The 17,544-nt window shown below is 53.8% G+C and carries 15 protein-coding genes; 3 read left to right on the forward strand and 12 right to left on the reverse strand.

From position 1 onward, the window contains the following. Nucleotides 1-18 precede the first annotated feature (18 nt). The 10 genes from C173_RS02340 to C173_RS02385 form a co-directional block, all read right to left on the reverse strand. Complete coding sequence (locus C173_RS02340) at nucleotides 19-1,791, reverse strand: UbiD family decarboxylase (protein WP_036722027.1); 1,773 nt, start codon at nucleotides 1,789-1,791, stop codon at nucleotides 19-21. A 54-nt stretch (nucleotides 1,792-1,845) separates the two neighbouring features. Continuing rightward, nucleotides 1,846-2,787, reverse strand: coding sequence for a COX15/CtaA family protein (locus tag C173_RS02345; protein WP_036722029.1), 942 nt, complete (start codon nucleotides 2,785-2,787; stop codon nucleotides 1,846-1,848). 108 nt (nucleotides 2,788-2,895) lie between these two features. After that, complete coding sequence (locus tag C173_RS02350; RefSeq protein WP_036722030.1) at nucleotides 2,896-3,240, reverse strand: thioredoxin family protein; 345 nt, start codon at nucleotides 3,238-3,240, stop codon at nucleotides 2,896-2,898. Nucleotides 3,241-3,326: 86 nt separating this feature from the next. Then, the gene (locus C173_RS02355) at nucleotides 3,327-4,955 is read right to left on the reverse strand and encodes a putative polysaccharide biosynthesis protein (protein WP_036722032.1); all 1,629 of its coding nucleotides are present in this window, start codon (nucleotides 4,953-4,955) and stop codon (nucleotides 3,327-3,329) included. Between the two features lie 26 nt (nucleotides 4,956-4,981). Then, nucleotides 4,982-5,467, reverse strand: a complete 486-nt coding sequence (locus C173_RS02360; RefSeq protein ID WP_036722036.1) for a DUF456 domain-containing protein — start codon at nucleotides 5,465-5,467, stop codon at nucleotides 4,982-4,984. 248 nt (nucleotides 5,468-5,715) lie between these two features. Further along, nucleotides 5,716-6,495 (reverse strand): Cof-type HAD-IIB family hydrolase, encoded by a 780-nt coding sequence (locus C173_RS02365; protein ID WP_036722039.1) that lies wholly within the window; start codon nucleotides 6,493-6,495, stop codon nucleotides 5,716-5,718. A gap of 93 nt (nucleotides 6,496-6,588) precedes the next feature. Continuing rightward, a complete protein-coding gene (locus tag C173_RS02370) occupies nucleotides 6,589-8,703 on the reverse strand; it encodes a peptidoglycan D,D-transpeptidase FtsI family protein (RefSeq protein WP_036722042.1) in 2,115 nt (704 codons plus the stop codon). A 33-nt stretch (nucleotides 8,704-8,736) separates the two neighbouring features. After that, complete coding sequence (locus tag C173_RS02375) at nucleotides 8,737-10,803, reverse strand: peptidoglycan D,D-transpeptidase FtsI family protein (protein ID WP_036722045.1); 2,067 nt, start codon at nucleotides 10,801-10,803, stop codon at nucleotides 8,737-8,739. A gap of 150 nt (nucleotides 10,804-10,953) precedes the next feature. Then, the gene (locus C173_RS02380) at nucleotides 10,954-12,093 is read right to left on the reverse strand and encodes a transglutaminase-like domain-containing protein (RefSeq protein WP_036722047.1); all 1,140 of its coding nucleotides are present in this window, start codon (nucleotides 12,091-12,093) and stop codon (nucleotides 10,954-10,956) included. A 51-nt stretch (nucleotides 12,094-12,144) separates the two neighbouring features. Next, nucleotides 12,145-12,588, reverse strand: a complete 444-nt coding sequence (locus C173_RS02385) for a hypothetical protein (protein WP_036722049.1) — start codon at nucleotides 12,586-12,588, stop codon at nucleotides 12,145-12,147. Nucleotides 12,589-12,841: 253 nt separating this feature from the next. On the opposite strand from C173_RS02385, the gene C173_RS02390 reads away from it, so the two are divergent. Both C173_RS02390 and C173_RS02395 read left to right on the forward strand, forming a co-directional pair. Further along, nucleotides 12,842-14,020, forward strand: a complete 1,179-nt coding sequence (locus tag C173_RS02390) for an MFS transporter (RefSeq protein WP_036722051.1) — start codon at nucleotides 12,842-12,844, stop codon at nucleotides 14,018-14,020. Nucleotides 14,021-14,130: 110 nt separating this feature from the next. Next, nucleotides 14,131-14,490 (forward strand): DNA primase, encoded by a 360-nt coding sequence (locus C173_RS02395; protein ID WP_036722053.1) that lies wholly within the window; start codon nucleotides 14,131-14,133, stop codon nucleotides 14,488-14,490. Nucleotides 14,491-14,597: 107 nt separating this feature from the next. Here the strand turns inward: C173_RS02395 and C173_RS02400 are convergent, their stop codons facing one another. Both C173_RS02400 and cyoE read right to left on the reverse strand, forming a co-directional pair. Next, nucleotides 14,598-15,215: an SCO family protein gene (locus C173_RS02400; RefSeq protein WP_036722056.1), complete on the reverse strand. Its 618-nt coding sequence runs from the start codon at nucleotides 15,213-15,215 to the stop codon at nucleotides 14,598-14,600. 31 nt (nucleotides 15,216-15,246) lie between these two features. After that, entirely contained in the window at nucleotides 15,247-16,179 is a 933-nt protein-coding gene (gene cyoE, locus C173_RS02405) for a heme o synthase (RefSeq protein WP_036722057.1), read from the reverse strand. Nucleotides 16,180-16,385: 206 nt separating this feature from the next. Between cyoE and C173_RS02410 the strand changes: the two genes are divergently transcribed. Next, nucleotides 16,386-17,390: a metal-dependent hydrolase gene (locus tag C173_RS02410; protein WP_036722058.1), complete on the forward strand. Its 1,005-nt coding sequence runs from the start codon at nucleotides 16,386-16,388 to the stop codon at nucleotides 17,388-17,390. Nucleotides 17,391-17,544 lie beyond the last annotated feature (154 nt).

A 17,544-nucleotide genomic window follows, 5' to 3' on the forward strand; every position in this document is an offset into this window, starting at 1 on the left:
CCTCCTTAAAATTCACTTCTACGCCAGAGGAAAATAACGGTTCCAGTTGCGATCTACCCGCTTCGCAATATCCTCGCTCGGAGCCAGCTCCTCCGGGTATCCCGGCTTCATCCGGGCATCTATAATGATCGGCAGTGTATAGCTGACGCTGCCCCGGTGTACCCCGGCCGCCGAATAGATATCATCCGCCGGATTGAAGCGGGTGAATACGGTCCACAGGAAGGAGGTCTGCGTGCTGACCGCCTCTTCCGCCTGATCCACCAGCACAATCAGCGGCCAGGCGGTCTCCCTCTCCTTGAAGGCAGCCACCAGCCGCTCCGGCAGCTCCGGGTCCTCTTCATAGGATGCACCGGAAACGGCTAAACATCCTCCGCAATAAGGCACAGCGGCGGTGATTGATGGAAGCAGACCCTCTGTATAAGTCCTTGGCAACTGACGGACCGGGCTGCCGATGCCCGCCATCACCGCCTTACTGCCATGATTCAGCTTACGTCCGGTATAATCCAGTGTATCCATGGAGGTATTGGCAAAGATCGTCAGATCCGATTGCGGATTGAAGCGCTCAAGCACAGTTTCCAGCAGCTTGGGGAAATCCGTTAGCTCCACCTGCACATTAGTCAGCAGCAGGAATTTGGTTAAGGAGAGCTGACCTTCCCCTAAGATACGAAACGCTGACACCATATACTCACGGGGATAGCTCTCCCTCACAACAGCTGAGGTCAGTGAATGCGAACCGGATTCGGAGTAGGACCACAGCGCTTTGACCGAAGGGATCAGCAGAGGATAGGCTGGAGCGAGCAGCCGCTGCAAATAATCCTTCAGATAATAATCCTCCTGGCGCGGCTTGCCGGTGATGGTCGCCGGGTAGATGGCGTCCTTGCGGTGCCACATCCGCTGAACATGCATGACCGGGAAATCATGCTGCATGGAATAGTAGCCGGACTGGCTGCCGTAAGGCCCTTCCGCTCTCCGCTCCAGCGGAGACACGCGTCCCCGGATGGAGAATTCCGCCTCAGCCGGAATCCGGTGCCCGCCCAAGGGGTCCTGCACCATGGGAAGCTTGCCGCCCAGCATCAGCGAAGCCAGCATCAGCTCCGGAATCCGTTCCGGCACCGGTGCCACCGCCGCTGCAATCAGGGCCGGCGGCCCGCCGATGAAGACAGACACCGGCAGGGTCTCGCCGAGAAGCTCTGCCTGCGAGTGATGGAAGCCGCCGCCCTTGTGAATCTGCCAGTGAATACCTGTGGTGCTGTCGTCATACATCTGAATCCGGTACAGTCCGAGATTATGATCCTTGGGGTTGGTGATATTCTCCGTATAGACCAGAGGAAGCGTGATGAACGCCCCGCCATCCTTAGGCCAGGCCGTAATCCGGGGCAGCTCCTTCAGCGGATCACTGCTGCTGCAGACACCGAGCACCGGAGCCTCTCCTTGCGGTATGTTCTTGGTTCCTGCCCTCAGCAGCTCAAGCAGCACCGTCTTCTCCCGCCATAAGCCGGCGCCTGAAGGCGGAATCAGCTGATCCATCGCCGTTGTCAGCGACTTCAGCAGCTGCTCCGGTCTTGTCCCAAAGGCCTTGTTGACGCGCTGAACTGTACCGAACAGGTTAGTAGCGACCGGGAACGGTGTTCCTTGCACGTTCGTGAACAGCAGTGCCGGGCCCTCCTCCTCCACCACCCGCCGGTGAATTTCGGCAAGCTCCAGATAAGGATCAACAGGGGTATCTATCACTGCCAGATCCTTATCCCTGCGGAGCTGCTCAATCCATTGTCGTAAATTACCGTATCGCACTATAGCGTTCCTCCTCAAACAGGACCTTATGCTTATCCCGTCCACCGTTGCCGTTTACTTATCACTTGCTGCCTTGCCGGCTCCGCTTAACTGCCAGACCCTTACACTCATGTAGCACAGAACCCCAAAGAGTCCGGAGATCAGCACGATATGAGACAACGCAGCAAATATGTACAATCTTTCATTATTCAATGTGTATACCACTGCGGCTCCGCTGAATACCTGCATCAGGCACAACAGAACTGCCGCTACTCCCAGAGCCCTCAGCTCCGGCAGCTCCTTATGCTTCCAGAAGGCCAGATGCCCAAGTATAGCCGTCAGCAGGAACAGAATCGCCGCCGCCATCCGGTGAATGAATACAATCCCTACTCCGCCGCTCATCTCCGGAATCCATTGTCCGTTACACAGCGGCCAGCCGGAGCACCCGCCTTGGGAGCTGGTATGGCTTACGTAGGCCCCGATGTAGACCACGATATATGAATATACTGCAGTAACCCAGGTTAAGTTGCGGAAGGCTGGGCGGACTTTGGGACTTCCTGTGCTGAATTCCGCTCCTGGAGCGAATGTCCGTCTGGTCCCAAGCGCCAGCATCAGCGAACCGGCGAAGGCAATCAGCGAGAAGCCCATATGCAGGGCCATAACCGCAGCCGACTGCGATTTCACTACTGCAAGCGCTCCCATCCCGCCTTGAACGATGACGAAGATCAGGGTCAGCAGGGCATAGGCCAGCAGATCTCTGCGGTGCCTGGCATAACGCCAGAAGGCAACCATGGAAGCCAGGGACAGCAGGCCAGCCAGGCCGCTGAACAAGCGGTGGGTATATTCAATCAGAGAGCCGATGGTGTAGGCCGGAATCAGCTTCCCGTGGCACAGCGGCCACTGATTTCCGCATTCCAGTCCCGAGCCGGTCTTAGTCACCACAACCCCGCCAAACAGCGCCATGAACATAATGAGACAGGTCAGATAGCTGAGCCATTTTAATTGAAGTGTCGTCAATAGTATCACCCGTATTGTATAGGAATGAGTATGAAACATATAAATGCTTATATTATTAGAAAAAAAGCACCGCTTCTGCTCGGATAGGGCGAAAGCGGTGCTGCGTAATTACTTGTGAATGCTGAGATAAACGTCCAGCGCCGTATCAAGGAACTTCTCGATTTCCTCCCGGGACTTGCGGAGCTTGTTCACAAACCGGACCAGTTCCCGTCCATCGGTGTACGCGACAAAGCTTGGAATGCCCAGTATGTTCTGTTCCTGGCTGACATCGCCTACGGCATCGACATCCACTTCGACCAGGGTAAGACGCTCTGCATATTTCTGTTCCACATCCGGCATGAACGGATCAATGAATTTGCAATCCACACACCAATCTGCCTTGAAGACTGCCACCGTCAGGCGCGGAGACTGAATTGCCACCTGGAACTGGGCAGGCGAGCTGATTTTGTCCATTTATTGACCATCCCCTTCTATCAGAAAGTTACACAAGAAGCTTGCTCTTTAAGTGAAGCAAAATGTACGGAATAAGTCAAACATCATTATTCACCGGCACGAACACGGGCGGGCTGCAATTTCATTAAAGGACCCAGCAGCTTGCGCAGCGGACGGGGATAACCGGCAATCTCCTGGCTGCTAAGTACACCCAGAATGATCAGGAGAACCAGATACACAATCACGACTGCCGCTCCAACCACCAGACAGGTAATCAGGAAGGCCAGACGGGCCGGCATCAGATCAGTCATCAACAGGCCTGCTTCATTCAGACCATAGCCAATGCCTGCCGAGGCCAGAACCGCAATGGAGAAGCCTCCCCAGCGTTTGCCGAGAATGGAGAAGGGTACGATTTTTTTGAGCATCCGCAGATTCAGCAGTGTAATGACAATGAAGCACAATGCCGTAGAGCCGATAATGCCGTAGATGCCGAACCACTGGCTGAACAGGAAATTGGAGCCAAACTTCACGAGGATACCAACAAGTACATAATACATCGATATCCGCGATTTGCCCATTCCAAGCAGGATCGAGTTCGTGGTCATCATCGTAATCTGGAAAATAGTGCCGAGCGTCAGCATGGCTACAATTCCGCTGCCATCCAGTGTTTTGAACAGCAGGCCATTAACGGAATATGCCGCCACGACCAGTGAGAGCACAACCGGTGTGCCGGTCAGAATGGACACCCGCATGGCGAGTGTGACCTGACGCTGCAGGTGCTGTTCATCTTTGCGGGCGAAGGCGGCAGATATAATCGGAATCAGCGATGCACTTAGGGCGATCGACAAGACCGGAGGAATCCCGGCCACGCTCTGTGCCCGGCTGCCGAAGATCCCCAGTGTCCACGTAGCTTCCTTCAAGCCGATTTGTCCGCTAAGCAGCGGCACAATGAAAGAAGTATCAATAAAGTTCACTACAGGCACAGTAACGGAAGATAATACAATCGGTATGGACAGCTTGAAAATATCCTTATAAATCTTCAGCAGCGGGATACGGGCTTCATTGGATTCATACAATGCGACCTTCTCCTCGCTGCGGCGCAGCTTCATCGCATAATACAGCATCACGCCGAAGGCGCCGATACTGCCAAGCACACTGCCGAAGGATGCGCCTGCTGCCATCCACGTGTTGCTGTAGCCCTGGCGCAGCAGGATGAATGCAAGCAGAATGGCCGTGGATACCCGGGCAATCTGCTCGACAATCTGTGAAATGCCCCCGGCCATCATATTATTACGGCCCTGGAAATACCCGCGCATCATCGCGATAGCGGGGAACAGCAGCAGCGCCGGGGCAATCGCCCGGATCGCCAGCGTACTCTCGGGAACCTTGCTGGATTCCGCATAATAAGGAGCAGCTATGTAGAGCGCCACACTCATAAGCACACCAACCACAGCGGCAAAAATCAGCGCCGCCCGGTACACTTGCTGGGCTTCGTGCGGGCGGTTCAGCGCATAGCGCTCGGACACCATTTTACTGAGTGTGCTGGGAATTCCTGCTGTCGCCAGCGGCAGCAGCAGCAGATACACAGTGTTGGCTTGTGTAAACGCAGCGTTACCGACTTCATTGAATAAATGCTCCAGCGGCACCCGCTGGGCAAGCCCGAGGACACGGGCTACCAGTGCGGCTGCCGCCAGAATTAGCGTGCCTTTGACAAAGGATTCTTTCTTGGTGGACAAGCTGTTTCGCCTTCTTCACAATAAATTTAGTAACGCCCGATCCAGATAAAGAAGAGGACGATCATAGCAATCTGCAGAATAATCTTGACGACTGTGCTGCTGAACAGCCCCAGCAGAGCGCCGAAGCTGACCTTAACCGCTTTACCGGCCTTCTCGCCAGCAATCAGCTCGCCGATGAAGGCACCTGCGAACGGGCCAATCAGCAGGCCAAATGCCGGAATCACAAACGGACCGGCAATCAGACCGATGGTGCTGCCGATCACCGAGGCGCGGGAGCCGCCGAACTTCTTGACGCCCCAGGCCCCGACCACGTAGTCGGCAATGAACAGAACTACAACGATCAAGGTCTGGGCAATCCAGAAGAAGGGACCGAAGGAGTCGAAGGAAAAGAACCAGCCATATACAAAGAAAGCCAGGTAAATCGCAAGCGCCCCCGGCAGGATCGGATATACCGCCCCTGCCATCCCGATTGCGAACAAAGCAATGATCAGAATCCAGCCCAGAATTATCAATTCCCTCAACTCCTTAAGTTTAGATAGCTATCAATGGTGCGGGTCGTAACTGCGGTGAATGTTTGGCTTCCGGCCGCTGTTGTCACCAGATTTCTTGATTCAAACCGCTGTTAGCGGTGGAAATCCGGTGACTGCTGATGCTTCCGAAGCTAGCTTTCCTACGGAAAGCTTTCAGGCGGTCGCTACCGCTCCTACAGCTCAAACTTCCCCTCCGTTACTCCCACCTATATTGTTGTCTCTCAGTAATCTTAAGCTCGTTTCGACACTCTACCGGCCGAGGTTCCGGCCTCTGTCAGGATGTACTTCTGGATCACTTCCGCGATCCCGTCTTCATTATTCGTAGCTACTACCGCATCCGCTTCCTGCTTAACAGTTTCCTGCGCATTGCCCATAGCCACTCCGAAGCCGGACTGCTGGATCGCTGCCAGGTCGTTGAGGCTGTCGCCTACGGCAACAACCTGGGACATGTTAATGCCGAGCAGCTTGCATACTTCAAGTATGCCTGAAGCCTTATTGACGCCAAGCGGATTAATCTCCAGGTTGAACGGCGAGGAGTTGGTGATCTCCAGCCCGCCCAGCTCCTGCAGGCGCATCAGCAGCTTATGACGGATATCGTTATCCTCGGTGGAATAGCCGAATTTCAACCATTCCCTGCTGTCAATCTCCCCGTCCCAGCTATCCCGGTTGTACACTTCATCTACGGAGTAGGCCCAGAACCAGATATCGAATTCTTCAGCGATCTTGTGCATCTCCCGGACCAGTTCAACATCCATCAGGGACCGGCGATACAGCTCATGAGGCGCACGCCAGACTTCACTTCCGTTGACCATAATCATCGGAGTGTTCAAGCCAAGCTGTTCAGCATACGGCATCGCACTGCGCGAGGAGCGTCCGGTAGACAGGCAGACATGTACGCCGGCTTCCATCGCTTTTTTGATCCATTCCACCGTAAGCGGGGTAATCTTCTGTTCGTCGTTCAGTAGGGTTCCATCCATATCCAATGCTAGCAGGCGGTATTTGGCAGTCATTTGCCACCCCTCCATTCTTGGTTGCTCTTTCGTTTGAAGGCAACCGTATATTTGGTATTACGCAGATCCATCTCCTACTCGATTATAATATCATCAGTTTGTTGCAGGAGTATTATCGGCACTGTCACCGGAAGCAGCGCCGTCATTTGAGTTCGCTGTTTTCAGGCTTTTCTTAGGCACACCGTCCAGTCCGTACTCCCAGTCATAAGCATCGAAAATTTTACGCGCAACCGGAGCGGCACTGTTGGAGCCGAAGCCGCCTTCCGGAATGACCACAGCCACCGCTAACTTAGGATTATTACGAGGGGCGAAGGCAATAAATACCCCGTTATCGCGCAGTTGCCCTTTTCCGAGCTGCTGCGAGGTCCCTGTCTTGCGGGCAAAATCATAAGGGAAATCTGCGAATGCGGAGACCTTACTGTTCATGCCCTTTTTAATCTCTCTCCAATAGGACTTGTCAAAGGTCGTCACTTCATCCAGCACCTCGCGCTCAAACTTCTTGACCACCTTGCCCGATGAATCCGTAATCTTGCTGACAAGCTGCGGCTTAATCCGCACCCCTTCATTCGCAAGCGTCGAGGCATACTGGGCTAACTGCAGCACCGTATAACGGCCCTGCTGTCCGAAGGAGGCATAGACCAGCGCGGCTTGCGCACTGCCCGCTGCCTTAGTATCTGTGTAGTTGATCTGTCCCAGGTATTCATTAGGCAGACCGCTCTGCGTAGATACGCCCAGGCCGAATTCTTTCATATACTTATCCCAGATATTAATGCCCTCACCCTTGTAATGCTCATAAAGCTTCTTACCGACCATATCCACCATGAACACGTTGGAGGAATCCTCAATCGCCTTAGCCGGACCCATCCGGCCGTATACGTGACCCGAGGAATTTCGGACAGAGGATTTATCATCCTTACCGAAATAGGCAATCCCTTTGTCAGTGTACGTAGAGGAGGTACTGAAGAAGCCTTCATTCAGACCAATCAGCACCGTCAGCGGCTTAATGGTGGAACCGAGCAGCACTGTGGAGCCGAATCCATGACCGGACAGGCCGGAAGAATACGGGGTGATCGTCCCGTTCTGGTAATTGCCCATGATCTTGTTCCAGGTATCTGAATCCAGCTTCTCCGCTGTCCAGACATTGGTATCGTAATCCGGCATACTGGCCATGGCCACAATATTGCCGGTATCGACCTCCATCGCCACGGCGTAGCCTGTCTTGGCGTCAGGATGAGTCTTACCCTGTACAGAGTTGCGGTGCAGCCAATTAATCTGTTCGGTGATGGCCTGCTCCGTCTTAAGCTGAACATTCTTGTCAATCGTCATCCAGATGTCATTACCCTTGACAGGCGGCACAACCTCTTCCACCTTCTCGGCCATGTTCTGCGGATTCACCGAGATGACCTGATAGCCGTTCTTGCCGCGCAGCTCCCGCTGATATTGCAGCTCCAGACCGTCGAAGCCGACGAATTCATCGTCTTTATAATTCAGGCCGGGATCTGCACCGATCTTCTTCATCGCGCTCTGAATATTCTTGTAGATGTTGAGCGTGTTGGAGGATTTGAAGGGCTTGATATAGCCGACCGTCTGCACGGCAACGGTATCCTTGTCGTAATGACGCACGCCTTCTTCTACGATCTCCAGACCGGGGAACTCGCTTTTGTGCTCCATGAAATAGGCGATTTCCTTGGTGGTCAGACCGGATTTGATCTTGCGGGCCATATAGCCCGAATATTTCTTGAAATATAAATCCAGAGAATTAATCACTTCATTAACGGTCAGCTTCTCGCCGTTCGGGTCGCCATATTCGTCAAATTTCGCAACCAGATTATTCGCCAGCGCATACGCATTGGCTCTTGCCTCCGGCTTCAGCGAGCTGATCCCCGTCTCCTTGTCCACCGCCTTGGCTGTATATTCTTTCGTAAGCGTAACATACAGCGTTTGAACGGAGGTGGAGTAGGCAATTTGCTCGCCTGCAGCTGCGCGGATGCCTCCGCGGATGGAGGCGAGCGGGACACTTTTGGTATCCCGGCTGGTCTCTACCTCGGTCAGCGTCGGTCCTTCCACAAATTGAATAACTGCGAGGCGAATAATAATGACACAAAAAATAACAAACGTGCTGAAGAAAAACACGTTAAGCCGCAGGCCAAGCGAGCTCTTGCTGTCCTTCTCTTCCGGGGGGGAGGCCTGCTTTCGGAAAACACCCACAGTTTTTCACTCCTCTACATCAAAATAAACCGTTTAATCCACCCTTGACTCTGGCACATTCTTCTTAGGGACTCCATCCAGTCCATACTCCTGGTCATAGGCTTCAAAAATCCGGCGGGCTACCGGTGCGGCACTGTTCGCTCCAAAGCCGCCTTCCGGAATAATCACGGCCACCGCAAGCTTAGGTTGCTCACGCGGAGCATAAGCAATGAACACCCCGTTGTCACGGATGGCCCCGAAGGCTTCCATCTCAGAGGTTCCTGTCTTGCGGGCGAAGTCATACGGGAATCCGTCAAACGCCTTAACCTTAGTATTCATCCCGCGCTTGATCTCCTTCCAGTAAGAAGGGTGAAACGTGATGCTGTCCAGGACTTCCCGTCCAAATTGCTTAACCGTCTTCCCATCGGGATCTGTAATCTTACTGACGAGCTGGGGCTTAATCCGCACGCCTTCATTCGCAAGTGTTGCCGTATACTGGGCAAGCTGCAGTGCGGTGTATTTCCCCTTTTGGCCGAAGGAGGCATAGACCAGCGCCGCTTGGGCAGAGCCTGCCTTCTTAGGATCAAGATAATCGGCAACCCCGGGACTTTCACCGGGAAGCCCGCTTTGCGTAGATACCCCAAGCCCGAATGCCTTCATATATTTATCCCATATGGCAATGCCTTCTCCCGGATACTTCTTGTACAGGGCATTACCAACCCACTCTACCATAAAAGCATTCGAGGATTCCTGAATCGCCTTCGCCGGACTAAGCGGGCCCAGGACATGGCCGGAGGAATTTCTCACGGAGGAGCTGTTATCTTTACCGAAATAACCAATTCCTTTATCCACGTAAGTATCACCGGTAGTGAATAAGCCTTCTTCCAGACCGATCAGGACGCTTAACGGCTTAATCGTGGAACCCAGGAAGATCAATGACTTCAGTCCGTTGCCGGAGATACCGGAGGAAATATCGGTAATCGTCCCGTTCTGATAATAGTCCTCAATTTTGGCCCACTCTTCTGGCGGTAGCCTCTCGGCATTCCAGACATTCGTATCATAGTCCGGCATATTCGCCATTGCCACTACATTGCCTGTATCGACTTCCATCGCAACGGCATAGCCGGTGAGCGCATCCTTATGAAGCTTCCCCTGTACAGGGTTGCGGTGCAGCCAGTTGAGCTGATCCATAATCGCCTGTTCTGTGCTCATCTGCACCTGCTTGTTAATCGTCATCCAGATATCGTTGCCCTTGACGGGCGGGACCAACGCGATAACCTCTTCGGCCATATTCTGGGCATTGACTGAGATCGTCTGATACCCGTTCTTCCCTCTAAGCTCGCGCTGGTATTGCTGTTCAAGACCATAGATGCCGACGAACTCATCTTCCCTGTAGCTAAGTCCCGGGTCCGCACCCGTTTGTTTCATGGCGCTGCGGATATTTTTGTATAAATTATATCCTGTTTCTGTAGAACGGAATTGCTTCATATAACCAACCGTTTGGACAGCCACCGTGTCCTTGTCATAATGGCGGATACTCTCCTCCACCACTGACACCCCGGGATAACGCTGCCTGTTCTCCATCAGATGGGCGACTTCCTTCATCGTAAGACCGGCCTTGATCTTGCGCGGTACATACCCCAGTGACTTCTTGTAATCAAGGTCCAGCAGTTGCAGGATATCCTCCTTGAGCAGCTTCTTCGCAGAGGGATCCCCATACTGTTCAAAAACGGATGACAGCCCCGCCACCAGCGCCTTCGTATTCTCCTTGGCTTCAGCGGTGGGTTCATATAAGCCGGTGTTCTTATTCTTGACCTTCGCGGTGTATTCTTGGGTTAACGTAACGAATAGCGACTGAATCGGTGTGGAATGGGCGATGTCTTCCCCGCCCGCCGCGTGAATAGTCCCCCGGATCGCCGCAAGCGGAACATCCTTGGTCTCCCGGCTAGCCTCCACCTCGCTAAGCTCGGGACTCTCTACAAACTGCAGTCCCGCAAGCCGGATCATAATGATCACAAAAATAAAAAAAGTGCCGAAGAAAAACAGATTTATGCGTAAGCTCAGGTAGTTGCGGGTCTCTCCATCACCCGGGCCGGAGCCCGGTTTACCGAACCATCTCACAGCAAGTCCTCTCCTTGTATGGTTTGCAGTACTGCTTATCCGTCAGATCACGAGCAAGAGCTAACGGTACCGTCCTTTGAAAGGACGACACAGCCGTTTCCACTTGCCCGCTGTTATTGTACCATAGATACAAGAGCGTCCGCTTCCTTCTCAGAGGATGTTCTCCTTGATATGCGTGGAGTCGAAATCCCCCGGATTGAACCAGTTGCCGCTGCTGGCCCAGGTGGAATCGAGCGGAATCCAGGCTGCGCTGCTGCTGATATAGACCTCATTCCAGGCATGCGGGCCATAACCGCCTTGCCCGTCATAGCCCTTGCCGGTGACGACACGCACCTGAAGACCTTGCGAGCGGGCCATCATGGCATAGAGCCGCGCGTAATCAATGCATACCCCAAGCCGTGTATCCATCGTATCCTGCGGGGTCTGCTCGTGCCAGATCCGTCTCTCTTCATAATTCTTTGCCTTGTTATAGTCGTAGGCAATACGCGAGCCTACCCAGTCATAGAGCAGCCTGGCCTTCTCTTCATCGCCGCTTGCTTGTCCGGCGATTTCTGCGGCTGCACCGGCAATATCCGCCGAAATATCATGGTCAATCACCTCATATTTACGACGGAGAATGTCACTCATCTCGGCGGCTACCGCCTTGGTCAGTACCGGAAGCTTGCCTCTGACCTGTTCACCGGCCAGCGGCTCAAATACCGCTTCCGCACTCTGGCTGTAGACCGGTGATGATTGCACATAGCGGCTGAAGCCGCTGTCCGGGTTCAGGGCGACACTGATGAACAGGACAAAGACCAGCACCATGGCCCGGGTAAGCCCTGCGGCGGTGCCAAGCACTGCCCCGACCAGCCGGCTGGCGCCTGTGATCCGCCCCGAACCCCTCCCGGACTGGCGCGGCAGGCGAAACGGCAGCAGCAGGAACAGCAGACCCAGCAGCAGACGAATCAAGGTATAGCACAGCAAGAGCAGCAACAGAAACCGCACTACCGGTGAATTCGCCAGTACAGAGGCACCGGTATAATATAGCTGCTGCCATTGGCTTAGCTTGTCCTCCGGCGGAGTAATGCCGGAAGCCCAGTTCCCGGCAGCAGGCGAGAGGTATACGGCTGCGGGAATCGCCATCACCAGCGAAGCTGCCGCAAGCACTCCTAATCCGAGCATGCCGAACAGCCCTCCGGCTGCTCTGCGGAAGCCCCGGCCCCAGCCCTGCAGTGCAGAGAAGAGGACGATCAGCAGCAGAACAATGGAGATGATATTGGCTTCACGAAGACTTTCTATCCAGGTATTCAATGAATCACTCCTCCTTCTGCTGCTGCAGGTAACCCTGAGCCCGCTGCACTATTACTTGCCCGCCTGCTTCCGGGCTTCGTCGATGAAGGTCTTGGTTGTATCCGTAACGCTCCACTTCCCGAGGCTGACTCCGCGGAAGACCACTTCCACCTTGTCCTCTGCAGCGGAGCCCTTCACCTCCAGATTAGGAGTAGTGATGGTGAAGGTGCCGTCACCGCCGGAGGTATAGACCGCCTCCTGCGCTTCTTTGAGCATAACCTCCTGCGCCTCATTCTTCAGCGTGCTGACTGTCCCGTCCGCCACTTTGTTAACGGCATTACCGATCTGATCCATGGTCACCCCGCTATAAATGAATAACCCCACCACAATAACGACGACGATAGCCCATTTCAGCATAGTCTTAACGATGTTAACGACTGCGAACAGCAGGACAAGCGCAATAACAATAACAAGCCAATTCTCTCTGATAAACTGTGACCACACTTCCGGATTCATCAATTTCACAACACCCCAATCGCAAATTTCGCCACTCCGGGACGCTGTCCCGTCAGACATTTCATTAATATTAATTATTATACATGAATGACCCTTATAATTCATGGTTGCCGGAATGCAGAACTGCATACAGGGGCTGGCCAAGAAAATGGTATAAGCCCCCGCTGCCGCACGTAAAGTACAAGTAGGCTGTTCCCTCTGCTGGAATCCGTTCCGTCATCAGCGGCTGGCCGCTAATCTGGAGGTGTTATCCGTGAAAACTGCAATGTGGCTGTACCTCTTCATGTTCCTGGCGTTCTTCGATTTACATGCCCAGTACCCTATCCTGACACCCTTTGCCATGTCCCTGGGAGCGGGCCCGGCCTTCATCGGCTGGATGATGGGGATGTATTCCCTGACCCACCTCCCGGGCAATCTGCTGGCCGGTGTACTTGTAGACCGCAACGGCAGCCGCCGCTATATCGTATTCGCCCTTACCGTAGCAGGTCTGATCCTGCTTCTGCAGGCGCATGCCCAGCTGCCCTGGCATCTGCTCCTGCTGCGGGCAGCGAGCGGGTTCGCCCTGGCGTTCCTCTCCCCTGCCTGTATGACTCTCTTGGCCTCGCTCTCGTCTGACCCTGCGACCCAGGGCAAATACATGTCAGGCAACGGAATTATTCACACGCTGGCTTCGGTTGTCTCCCCTGCCGCCGGAGCCTTCATCGTCGCCAAAGCCGGTTACTCCGGCACGTTCAGTACATTGGGGTGGCTCCTGATCTTCACCGGTGTGATGGCCTTCTTCAGTGTGCCGAAGCATAATCCGGCCCTAGTACTGCATAAGTCTGAACTCCCGGTAAAGGAGAACCTGCAGCCTGTGGCGGCCGCTACCGCCCAGCCTGCAGTCTCCAGGCGTTACTATCTGCTGCCCTTCTTCGTATCCTGCTCCCAGGGCGTACTGTTCTTCGAGCTTCCGCTGTCACAAGGACAAGACGGAATGGTCTCTACCGGAATTCTGCTCTCCCTGCTCAGCCTGGGAGCGCTAGCGACCCTCTGCCTGTTTTTCCTGAACCGTATCTCGCCGGGTATCCGCATTGCCGCTGCCTTATTGGGGATGGCTCTCTGCTTCTTCACCCTGGCTGCCTTCCGCAGCATCCCGGCCGGAGTGGTCCTCTTCCTGCTTGGCTCTGCCAAAGGCGTGTTGTTTCCGGCAATGGCCTCCCTCTTCATCAGCCTGGGCGGCGCAGGACGGCTGGGCCGGACCTTCTCACTGCAATCCATCGCCATGTCCCTCGGAGCCTTCGCCGGACCCGTCGCTGCCGGGCAGCTAAGGGAGTACGTGTCCCCGTACTTCATCGCCTTCGTGCTGCTGATGACAGCCCTTATGCTGCTGCCTCCGGGCAGATCCGGCCGTCTCTCTTCCTACGCTCCCGGCTGGAACAGCCCGGCCGCCTGAATGCGACATTTCCCGGGGAATGAATACATATTGTTCCGCCAAGCTGTTAAAAATAGCGCAGCTTAGGTACAATATCGTCATAACAACTAAGATCCGGGGGCTGATTGCATATGTCCATCACCATTATTGTCGAAGGCAAGAACGACCGCAGCAGACTGAGGCGGCTGCTTGAACCAGAGGTCGACATTCTGTGCACCTTCGGTACGCTGAATACCCTGAAGCTGGAATCCCTGCGGAATACCATCCGGGACGGGGAAGTCTACCTGTACATGGACAATGACAGCTCAGGCAAAAAAATCCGTGCAGTCCTGCGTGATGCCTTTCCCGATGCCATTCATATGTATACCCGCAAGGGTTATGCCGGCGTGGAAGGGACTCCGGATGAATATAACATCACCCAGCTGGAGAAGGCCGGACTTGAAGATTTCATTATTTACCCCCAGCCGTATCCGCAGGGTATAGAAGGATAATTCATCGCATGAAGCATATACATTCTTAACCTTTCACCACAAAACGAGGGTGTCCTGTGCAGCAGCTCCACTGCTCCACGGACACCCTCGTTTATTGCGTTCCTGTGCTATTCACGGGCCAGCTTCTTAACCGTTCTGGCCAGGAACTCCGGCGTTACATTCTCCGTATCCCCGGCATCGTACAATCCCCGGAGCCGGTTGTTCTTGTCCACCAGGCCAATAAGGTTCGCGTGGGCGAAATCATCCTTGCTCGTGCCATAGATCAGCACCTTGAAGGACTCCGCTGCCAGCTTGCGTACCTGCTCCTGATCCCCCCGCAGGAAGTACCAGCCGTTATAATCGGCATGGAACTTGTCGGCGAAGGCCTTGATCGCTTCCCTTGTATCATTCTTCGGATCGAAAGATATCGAGACGAATTCAACGTCTTTGCCGAAGCTGCCGTCTTTAACCAATATATCCTGCGTCTCTGACAGCATATAGGTGGTAATCGGACACACATCGGGACAGACCGTGAAGAAGAAATAGACCAGCCTTGCTGTGCCTGCCGTATCCGCCAGACTGATCTGCTTCCCGTCCACATTCTCCAGAGAGAAGTCCTGTACCTGACCGATGACAGGCAGCTTCTTCTCACCGAACCCAAAGGACTGGACTGCCAGATAGCCAGCCATAATTATTGCAATCAGCAGCAGCAGCCAGGTCCACTTGTAGCGCTTCAAGGTCTGCACAGGACGCCCTCCCCCTCTATCCTAAGAATAATTACACGTGAATGGTATTCAGCACCAGGGCAATCAGACTTAACGTCAGATAATTAATGGAGAAGAGGAAGCTTTTCTTCGCCCATACCTCATCATCCTTTGCCTTGAATCCGATTAGAGTTAAGTAGAGCCATGCCACCGACAGTCCCAGTGATACAATCAGATAATATATACCTGCATAATCATAGGCGTACATCAGCACAGGCACCGGTAGCAGCAATGCCACATAAGGAATCATCTGGAATTTGGTGCGGCGCGTCCCCTTCACAACCGGAAGGAGCGGAAATCCTGCTGCTCTGTATTCCTCCTTGCGGCGGATGCCAAGGGCCCAGAAATGGGGCGGCTGCCACAAAAAGAGCATTGCGAACAGCAGCCAGGCGCCGAGATCCACTGTTCCTGTAACAGCCACATAGCCGATGACAGGAGGCATGGCTCCCGAGATCGCACCTACCGAGGTGCTCCAGGTGGAGGTTCTTTTGAGCCAAAGGGTGTACACTACAACATATACGAACATGCCGACTATGCCGAATAATCCGGCTAGTACGCCGCAGAAGGCGAACAGCACGCCCAGCCCGGCAATGCCGAGCCCAATGCCATAGATAAGTACCGTTGTCGGCTTCAGCCTTCCTGTAGGCAGCCCGCGTTCCCGGGTCCGTTCCATCTTCATATCCAAATCGCGGTCAAAATAATTATTGAAGACACAGGCTGAAGCCATGACCAGCATGGTGCCGAGCAAAGTCAAAATCAGACGGCCATACTGTACATCCCAGCCTGATGCCACCCAGTAGCCTGCGAATGCCGCAATCAGATTGGAGCGGATAATGCCGGGCTTCGTAACGGTAATAAAGTCGCGCCAGCTTGCACCTTCCGGTGGAGACTTGGCAGACATTGATGCGGAATCAGAAGAAGCTTGATATCTCAATTGATTGTCCACGTATCGGGTTCCTCCTTCTAGGGAACTTCTTACACTCCGCTATTAACTTTATCATAGCAAACTGGGAAAGACTTTGACAATCATTGACCAAGATGTTCATTAATTCGACAATTACGTGACGATATTTATTTTCCCGTCCTTAAATAACTTAGCCCAATAATGGGTAGTTATTAATAGAGAACTTCCGTACAAAGGAGATCTGACTAATGGATACTGCCACACATTTTGTTATGGGACTTGGACTTGCAGGTCTGTCCTTCGTCGATCCGCTCGTCGCTTCGAATGGAACGCTTGCCGGAGCGGTGATGGTAGCTACTGTACTGGCTTCTCAGGCACCGGATGCCGATACCGCCCTGCGTCTGAAGGATAACGCGGTATACATCCGCAATCACAGGGGGATCACCCATTCCCTGCCTTTCTTACTGCTGTGGCCGGCATTGATCACCGTGGTCATCGGGCCGTTGTTCGGCTTCACGGACCTGAGTACCTTAAGCCATATCGCACTCTGGAGCTTCATCGGCGTTGCCGTCCATGTATTCTCCGATCTGTTCAACACCTACGGGACTCAGGCCGCACGCCCGTTCACCGAGAAATGGATCGCCTGGAACATCATCCATATTTTCGATCCGTTTATCTTCGGCAGCCATGCAGCGGCGATAATTCTCTGGATCAGCGGACTGGTACCGCCCGCTCCCCTGTTCATCACCTTGTATGCCTGCATCGTCTTGTACTACATCTGGCGGACCCTCGTTCATGCCCGCATTACCCGCAGCATCAAGAACAAGGATGTTCACCATAATGCAGGCGACCGTTACTATGTGATCCCAACCATTTCGCCAACGCGGTGGAATCTGGTCAAAGCTAAGCCGGACGGAAGCTACAATGTCGGGCTGCTGAACAGCGGACGGCTGGAATGGTTCAAGCATGCGGTGTGCTCCACTCACCCCGCTGTCGAGCGTTCCAAATCCCATCCGGATATTCAGGCCTTCCTGTACTTCACCTCGTACGCTGTCGCGGAGGTGGAGGAGCTGCCCTCTGGTTATATTGTACGCTGGGGAGATGTCCGTTATTTACACCGTAAGCAATTCCCGTTCGTGGCTGTGCTGGTCATGGACCATGAGTATAAACCGCTGAATACTTATGTCGGCTGGCTGAGCAGCGAGAAGCTGGATGAGCGCTTCGCCGTTGATCCGGGAACCGTTAAGCTGTAGGAAGTTTTTTGAAGACAGGTGGCATCTGCCGGGGCAGGTGCCTTTTTTTAATTACATTAACTACCTAAAATACATAAACGAATTAAAACTACAACCAGCTCCAGACAAGCAAGCCTTCAACACTTAGTAATTATTTGTAATATAAGTGTCTTCA

Origin of the sequence: Paenibacillus sp. FSL R7-277, assembly GCF_000517965.1 — a bacterium.
Classification (GTDB): Bacteria; Bacillota; Bacilli; order Paenibacillales; family Paenibacillaceae; genus Paenibacillus_AQ; species Paenibacillus_AQ silagei.